The 7,537-nt window shown below is 53.5% G+C and carries 8 protein-coding genes; 5 read left to right on the top strand and 3 right to left on the bottom strand.

The genetic code is table 11. The annotated features are described in order from the left end of the window. Positions 1-662: 662 nt before the first annotated feature. A complete protein-coding gene (locus C7382_RS09640) occupies positions 663-1,715 on the top strand; it encodes a DUF6261 family protein (protein WP_116680067.1) in 1,053 nt (350 codons plus the stop codon). 214 nt (positions 1,716-1,929) lie between these two features. Here the strand turns inward: C7382_RS09640 and C7382_RS09635 are convergent, their stop codons facing one another. From C7382_RS09635 to C7382_RS09625, 3 genes are read right to left on the bottom strand one after another with little or no spacing between them, the layout of a single operon-like run. After that, on the bottom strand, positions 1,930-2,115 hold the full coding sequence (locus C7382_RS09635; protein ID WP_116680066.1) for a hypothetical protein: 186 nt from the start codon (positions 2,113-2,115) through the stop codon (positions 1,930-1,932). 31 nt (positions 2,116-2,146) lie between these two features. After that, entirely contained in the window at positions 2,147-3,034 is an 888-nt protein-coding gene (locus C7382_RS09630; protein ID WP_116680065.1) for a TraB/GumN family protein, read from the bottom strand. Positions 3,035-3,079: 45 nt separating this feature from the next. Next, positions 3,080-3,826 (bottom strand): 16S rRNA (uracil(1498)-N(3))-methyltransferase, encoded by a 747-nt coding sequence (locus C7382_RS09625; RefSeq protein ID WP_116680064.1) that lies wholly within the window; start codon positions 3,824-3,826, stop codon positions 3,080-3,082. 149 nt (positions 3,827-3,975) lie between these two features. Here C7382_RS09625 and C7382_RS09620 point away from each other — a divergent pair, with 149 nt between their 5' ends. The 4 genes from C7382_RS09620 to C7382_RS09605 all read left to right on the top strand — a co-directional run bounded on the left by C7382_RS09620 (position 3,976) and on the right by C7382_RS09605 (position 7,417). Further along, positions 3,976-4,974, top strand: a complete 999-nt coding sequence (locus C7382_RS09620; protein ID WP_116680063.1) for a M28 family peptidase — start codon at positions 3,976-3,978, stop codon at positions 4,972-4,974. A gap of 26 nt (positions 4,975-5,000) precedes the next feature. Then, positions 5,001-5,426, top strand: coding sequence for a SufE family protein (locus tag C7382_RS09615; protein WP_116680062.1), 426 nt, complete (start codon positions 5,001-5,003; stop codon positions 5,424-5,426). Between the two features lie 4 nt (positions 5,427-5,430). Beyond that, the gene (gene hemG, locus C7382_RS09610; RefSeq protein ID WP_116680061.1) at positions 5,431-6,825 is read left to right on the top strand and encodes a protoporphyrinogen oxidase; all 1,395 of its coding nucleotides are present in this window, start codon (positions 5,431-5,433) and stop codon (positions 6,823-6,825) included. A 73-nt stretch (positions 6,826-6,898) separates the two neighbouring features. Continuing rightward, positions 6,899-7,417 (top strand): hypothetical protein, encoded by a 519-nt coding sequence (locus C7382_RS09605; protein ID WP_116680060.1) that lies wholly within the window; start codon positions 6,899-6,901, stop codon positions 7,415-7,417. The last annotated feature ends 120 nt before the right edge of the window (positions 7,418-7,537 follow it).

Below are 7,537 nucleotides of genomic sequence, written 5' to 3'. Positions count from 1 at the left end.
TGCCTCCTATATCATGGCGGAGATGGACAAGGCGGGACGAACTTACTCCAAACTGGCTGCCGATACAGGGCAGGGCGAGCTGGTGAAGATGCTGCACGCACTATTGGCTTTGATTCCAAATTAAGCCAAGCGGCTCTGCAAAAGGAAGTGACATATATGAGATATATGCCTGTCCCGAGCAGAGCCGCTTTTTTCGTGTCAATTATTTCGCATCTTTCTCTCTTCGAGGTAGCCGGCATACGGACATTTTCCTGTATTTCCGAATATCTGTATCTTCGCATCGGCCGAAGCGATTCTCTTGTATAGAAGGTCTCAAAACGAGAAAAAAAGTCTTTTACAGGCTGTAGAAAGGGCCAAAAAAGGATTTGGACATGATTTACAGCTTGTAGAAAGCCTCAAAAACAGAAAAAAGACCAATTTACAGGGTGTAAAAAGCTTCAAAGAGCCGATTTGAGCTCATTTACACCCTGTAAATCACGTCAAAAACGGATTTTGAGCCTTTCTACAGCGTGTAAAAAGGTCGCAGCAAGAATTTTGAGCCTTTTATACCATGTAAAAATCAAAAAGAGCCTCGAAAAGCCCTCTCTACAGGATGTAGAATAACTGCTTGTCTTACTTGTGCCTCCCAAAATACAATCACTAATAAAAAAACGACTCATTTAATGAAAACAAAAGCATTGACTAAAAGACTGCTCCGCAATCTGGAGCACTATCAGTTTGCCAAAAACGTACTCACGCTCTGCCGTCAGGCTAACATCGCCAAGGTAAATGCCGTACTGCCTCCGCTCGAAAAGGCCATTGCCGAGGAGGACCGTCTGCTCAATGTAGAGCGCAAGGAGATAGGTACCCAAGAATTGGCACAATTGGATAACGATCGGGACAATGCCTGGCGGGCAATCTCCCTGCAAGTGCAAGCTGCTCTGCTGAGCGACAAGGCCGAAATCGTGCGCGCAGCTCGCATGATCGACAATGTACTGGCACGCTATCCGAAGCTCATATCCCTCGTCTACTCGCAGGAGACAGGTGGCATAGAGAATCTGATCACCGACCTGCGTGACAAGGCTGTAAGTCCCGCCGTGGAAAAACTCGGGCTCAAAGCCGGTGTGGATCGGCTGGAAAAATTGAATAAGGCTTTCGATGCCCTCTACCTCGAGCGTCTTAAAGTATTGCCCCATCAGAGCGGTATGGATATTCGCCAACTGCGGGCGGCTACCGACGAAGCGATCAATGGTATCACTCGTCGCATGGATGCCCTCCTTGAGCTGGAGCGAACCAATGCCATTGAAGAGTTGGTGCGCCTGTATAATAATCTGGTCGAAAAGAAACTGCGCGATCTGGCACGCCGAATAGCCTACGGAAAGGCTGCTACGGAGAAACGTCGCGCCGAAATAGAAAAGATGCTTCAGCCGATGATGGAGCGGATCGTTTCGGAAGAGAAGAAGACTTCGGCTGTCTTTGCAGGTCGCACACTCGGCATAGGCAAAGCACGCCACTATCTCATCACCCTGACAGATGCCAATGGTGACGAAGAGGATCGCTGGTACCGAATCGAAGAAGGACTGCTCTTCTTCGTTCCTGAAGATCAGTTGCCCAAACCCAAGAAGAAGAAAAAAACGACATCCGAACCCTCAGAAACGCCTGAATCTCCGTCCATACCGACACCCTCCCCTGGTGGTGACAGTGGCGAGCAAGGCTCTATCGGAGGCGGACTCTGACCCTATAGCCGAGGGAGGGAGAGATACGATATTCGGCATCTCCCCCTCCTCTTTTCTTCGGCTCCTTGACCAACGTTGTGCCGAGACTCTGAGAGGGTGTCTCGGCACAACGTTTTTATAGAAAGACACCCTCTCTCTCCGCTCCGTCCACCGACAAAAAGGCTGTGCCGAAACTTTTGCTTCAGCACAGCCTATAAGGGGGGGTATAGGTCTTTTACAAATTCTTCCCGAGGAAGAACTGCATCAGCACTAAGTTGAGGATCAGCAAGGCTCCGCCCATCAGCACGATCTGACGCTGCTCCGGTCGGGGCAGAACCAAGTAGGCGATAATGCCGGCAATGACGATGAGCAACATCAGGCTCATGATGATACGAGAGAAGCGCGATTTAGGGGTCTTCATTGTCTGTTTTCTTGTCAAGAGGGTTTGTTGATTAGAGCGAGAGCGGACGGAGCTTATAGCCACGGGCACGAAGTCCCTGCACCAATCCCTTTTCGCCACAGAGGTGGCCGGCTCCGACTGCTATGAGAGTTGGGGTGTCGGCTATTAGAGCGGGTATCTGCTCCAGCCACTTTGCATTGCGACGATCTACGGTAACATCTCGGTCTTGGGCGGTGAAGTTCTCATCTTGCAAGATCGCTTCCAACTCTTGTGCTTTGTAGTTTTGGATGATCTCCAGAGCAGGATTGACTCCGTCTCGGAGCTGGCGCAAAGTACTCAGGAGCGATTGTGCTTGCATGTTCAAGTCCTTTGCAAAGAGATATTTCAGCACTTGCTTGGCATCATCAAGGGTTTCCAGAAAAACGGCCTTCTTCCCGTCGGCGCGTCCGTGGTTGATCACATCCATGTCCATAGGGGCTTGTCCCTGAAGGCGCATAGCCTCCTGCACCATCGCGAGCGACATCTCCAAGAAGGCCGGACGAAGTGCCAACTGCTCTGCCTGGGGCATCCCATAGCCTTGGAGCACATTGTTCAACTCGGTCAGCTCCTCGGGAGTGAAGAGCATGGCGTAAGTAGTGTCGGACGGCATCAGGAGGATCGCCTGCATATCTGCCGTGGCGAAGATCTCCGCACCGGCAGAAATGTCGTGTTCGATAACGACCTGCCCTACCGATGCGTAGGCTTCTTTATAACCGGGGATGCTATCCGTATAGGTGTAAGGCACGACGTGACAGGTGCCGAGCAGATAGCTCGGAGAGGATAAGCCGTTGCCCGTTATTTCCCAGAGGATGGCATCGCGCTTGTCCGTAGTCTGCCCAATGGCGCACGAAGCGACGAAAATCGAGAGCCAGAGAAGGAGAGAGAATTTTCTCGTTGTCATATTATTATAGGTGTGTTGTTTTCGTCAGCATGGAGGGGAACTCCGTCAGTCTGCCGTGCACGTTATGGCTTGGAGGGTGTGCACCCATTGGCAGGCGACCAAGCCTGCCGTCTCGGTGCGCAAGCGGCTTTTGCCGAGCGTGACGGGAGCGAATCCCGCACCGATGGCATGAGAGACTTCGGCTGCAGAGAAGTCGCCTTCAGGACCTATCAGCACGATTACGTCTTGTCCGCTGCTGTAGTGGTCGGACGGATAACCCCGTCCTGCAGCGATCTCGGCACGGACCGCATCGTCCACATAGGCGATGAGCCGGGCTGCCTGCTGTGGTGCCTCGGCTATTACGGTGCGAAGCGGTACATTGATGCGGATGGTGGGCAGGAGAGCTTTGAGCGACTGCTTCATCGCACTCACGGCCACACGCTCCAGACGTTCGGCTTTGATACGTCGCCGCTCGGAGTGTTCCGTCTCGATGAAGACGACTTCATCAACTCCTATTTCGACCAATTTCTCCAGCATCCACTCCATTCGTTCGCTCTGCTTGGTGGGTGCGATGGCGATAGTGATGCGTCCTCGCCAGGGTTTCTCCCAGGGTTCACGCCCGAGCAGCCCCACACGGCAGCTCTTGCGGTCGGCAGCTTCGATGACAGCTTCGTGGAAAGAGCCTCGCCCGTCGGTCAGGCGCAAGTGGTCGCCCACCTGCATACGCAGCACGCGCAGGATGTGTCCGGCCTCATCGTCGGGCAGTCTGTCGGACAATTCTATATCGGGAGCATAGAACAAAGGGAGGGACATAACTATACCTTTCTACCGTTTTTCTGTGCCAAAAGTAGCCATTCTTATGAAAAATGGCCTATAAACATGGCATGGCAGGCCGATCCGACGAATGGGTTTTCGTCAAAATTCCCCACCTTTGCCCCCACATTATTATAGGAATAGTCATAATGAAGAAACAAATACTGGCAGGTGCGGCTATCATCCTGAGTGCCGCTCTCACAGCCTGCAACGGCAATAAAGCCCAAACGGAGGAGACCGAAACGCAGCAGACCGAGACAGTGGCAGCCGACCTCTTCTCTGCCGACTCGGCATACGCCTATGTGCAACGACAAGTGGACTTCGGTCCGCGCATCCCGGGCACGGACGCTCACAAGGCTTGCGGCGACTGGCTCGCGGCTACGCTCCGCAGCTACGGCGCGACCGTACTGGAACAGCGGGCAGAAGTGAAGGCATACACGGGCGAAATGCTCCCAATGCGCAATATTATCGCATCCTACAACCCCGAAGCCTCGCAGCGCATCCTACTCATGGCACACTGGGACACGCGACCGTTCTCAGACGAGGATCCCAATTCGGCCATGCATACCAAGACTTTCGATGGTGCAGATGATGGTGGCAGCGGGGTGGGTGTCCTGTTGGAAATAGCCCGCACGCTGGGACAACGGGACTCAATCGGCATAGGTGTGGACCTCGTACTCTTCGACACAGAGGACTATGGTACCAGCGGAAACGACGAATCGTGGTGCCTCGGTTCGCAGTATTGGAGCAAGAATCCGCTCCCCGCGGGTTACAAAGCCACAGCGGGTATTCTGTTAGACATGGTAGGTTCCAAAGGCGCTACGTTCTACTGGGAGTATTTCTCCAAGCGTTATGCGCCGGGAATACTCTCCGAGGTTTGGCAGTTAGCGGTCGAAATGGGTTACGGCAGCTACTACATCCAAGCCGACGGTGGCGCACTGACGGACGACCACTTGCCCGTAATCAGAAATCTGGGTATCCCCTGCATCAATATTGTCAACTATTCACCCAAGAACAAACACGGCTTCGGTGACTACTGGCACACCCAAAACGACAATATGGACAACATAGATAAGGCGACGCTCGACGCCGTGGGCGAGACCCTGCTCCGCTATTTGGACACGCGGGCTACCGCATCTGTGCAGTAATTTCACTCCTCAAATAACGACACATCGTGCCAAGCATAAACGAAATACAAGACGCCATCATCGAGGAATTCTCAGTCTTTGATGACTGGATGGACCGCTATCAACTACTGATCGACATGGGCAGCGCTCTGCCTGAGCTGGATGCGGCCGACAAAGTACCCGAGAATATCATCGAAGGCTGCCAGAGTCGCGTATGGATAGCGGCCTCCTTGCAGGACGGACGAGTGCACTTCCGCGCTGATAGCGACGCACTCATCGTGAAAGGTATCGTAGCCCTCCTCCTGCGTGTGCTCAATGATCAGACGCCGAAGGACATAGTGGCTGCCGATCTCTACTTCATCCGCGAAGTGGGTTTGCAGGAACACCTCTCTCCTACTCGCTCCAACGGCCTCGTCTCCATGCTCAAGCAGATGCGTTTCTACGCTGTTGCTTTCGAGACGGGTGGCGCCTGATCACATGGAAACTCGGACGCTCATCATCGGAGCCGGACTCACCGGTTTGTCCACGGCCGCCCGACTACGTGCCGCCGGACTCCCCGTGTGCCTGCTGGAAGGGTCGGCACATGTGGGCGGACAGATCCGTACTTTCCGTAAGGATGGCTTCGTTTTCGAGACAGGACCGAACACAGGCACCATCGCCTCGCCCGAAGTTGCAGAGCTTTTCGAGCTACTGGGACTACAACCTGAGATAGCTTCGCCCGCTGCTGCAAACCGTCTTATCTGGAAAGGTAGGAGCTTGCATCCGCTGCCTCGCAATCTGCAAGAAGCTATCGGCACACCTCTTTTCTCCTTCCGCGACAAAATCCGCATTCTGGGCGAGCCTTTTCGCGCTCGTGGCACGGAGCCTGACGAAACCGTAGGGGCTATGACCCGCCGCCGACTGGGGTGCAGCTTTGCGGACTATGCCGTGGATCCCTTCCTCGGAGGCATCTATGCAGGCGATCCGGATCGGCTCGTTACACGCTTCGCACTGCCCAAGCTCTATCAATTGGAGCAGCAATACGGTAGCTTTATTCGGGGTGCCATCAGCAAAGCAAGAGCCCCCCGAAGCGAACGCGACAGGAAGGCTTCGCGCCAAGTGTTCTCCATCGAGGGAGGACTGGGACGCCTGATTGATGCTTTGACGGACTATATCGGTCGCGAAAATATCCTGACGGAAAGCTCCGTGCAGCACATCCGTCAATCCGACACCCACACCTATTCTCTTACCTATGCAGACGCTTCGGGAGAGGAACATACCCTCAGCTGTCGTCACGTAGTGAGCACTGCGGCGGCGCATCTTGTCCCTTCGCTCATCGAAAGTCTGGTCACGGAGGATTTGTCTTCGCTCGCACAACTACAGTACGCTCCCATGATTGAGGTTGCCATAGGCTTCCGACACGTAGATGCCTCGCACCTGCCTGCTTTCGGTGCACTCATCCCGTCGCGCGAAAACCGTCGCATCCTCGGCATCCTCTTCCCCTCCGACTGCTTCCGCGGCCGTGCTCCCGAGGGCGGCACTCTCTATACTATATTTATGGGTGGCGTGCGCCATGCGTATCTATGGGACTGCACCGACGAAGAGATACGCACCATCGCCCTCGAAGAACTGTACGACATGCTGCGCATCCCGGCGTCATCCGTGCCCGACCTGCTACACATATCCCGACACCGCCATGCCATACCGCAGTATTATGCCGACACGGAACAGCGACTGGATACCATCCGCCGTTTGGAGCATAAGCACGCGGGTCTGCATCTCGGGGGCAACATGAGCGGAGGCATAGGCATGGCACATCGCATCACGCAGGGTGCCGAAATTGCCAAGCGCATCATTGTGGATGTAGCAGGCTCCGCCTCGTCCGTTCGCTGATATGGAGCCATTTTTCTCCGCTTTTGATTTACCTTTGCCACGGATTTATCCAAAAACAATAAAATCGACAAGTATGAAAATGATGAAATTGACAGCTATGTTCGTGGCTCTTCTCGCCATTCTGACGCTGACTGCGTGCGGCAACGACGACAAACCATCCACTGTAACAAATACAAAGTGGGAGAAAGAAATGAACACTGAGGAGCTCAAACTGTTTGCGCTCTTGATGAGTCAAGGAGAAGACATGGAAGACTTCGTTATTCCTGACGGCACCACTGCCACATTCTCATTCGACTTCTTCTCCGGAACGGATGTGTATTTCGACTTGAATCTGGTTACTCCCCTTCTCCCAGTGAAGATGAGAATGCAGATGCCTTACACGTACAACGCCTCCACTGAGTCTGTTCTCTTCAAGCTCTCCAAGAGCACTATTGTCTCTGTAGAGCCTCAGCTCCCTGCTTTCTCTGAAATCGACTTTTCGGAAGCAGATGATGCGGTCGGCAAAGTGAACTGGGATCAGAAGACACTCACAATCAACTTTACAGAAGACGGAGCTACGATTACTTCGCTTATCCTCAAGCAAACAAAGTAAAATTCCCTTTTATCTCGACATAAAACAAGCCGGAGGCAGCAGCCTTCGGCTTTGTTTTTACAGTCCTTTTTCGTTCGGCAGAAGAGAAACGGCGCCTTGTCGCATGGGTTTTTGGCCTAT

It is taken from the genome of Porphyromonas loveana (assembly GCF_003096695.1).
GTDB lineage: Bacteria > Bacteroidota > Bacteroidia > Bacteroidales > Porphyromonadaceae > Porphyromonas > Porphyromonas loveana.
The sequence above is the reverse complement of the archived record's forward strand: the minus strand, read 5'-3'. Positions and strand labels throughout refer to the sequence as shown.

Bases quoted from the DNA above. Each gene is read 5' to 3' on its own strand.
- C7382_RS09640 (WP_116680067.1), top strand. From the start codon at position 663: ATGAAAACAAAAGCATTGACTAAAAGACTGCTCCGCAATCTGGAGCAC.
- C7382_RS09635 (WP_116680066.1), bottom strand. From the start codon at position 2,115: ATGAAGACCCCTAAATCGCGCTTCTCTCGTATCATCATGAGCCTGATG.
- C7382_RS09630 (WP_116680065.1), bottom strand. From the start codon at position 3,034: ATGACAACGAGAAAATTCTCTCTCCTTCTCTGGCTCTCGATTTTCGTC.
- C7382_RS09625 (WP_116680064.1), bottom strand. From the start codon at position 3,826: ATGTCCCTCCCTTTGTTCTATGCTCCCGATATAGAATTGTCCGACAGA.
- C7382_RS09620 (WP_116680063.1), top strand. From the start codon at position 3,976: ATGAAGAAACAAATACTGGCAGGTGCGGCTATCATCCTGAGTGCCGCT.
- hemG (WP_116680061.1), top strand. From the start codon at position 5,431: ATGGAAACTCGGACGCTCATCATCGGAGCCGGACTCACCGGTTTGTCC.
- C7382_RS09605 (WP_116680060.1), top strand. From the start codon at position 6,899: ATGAAAATGATGAAATTGACAGCTATGTTCGTGGCTCTTCTCGCCATT.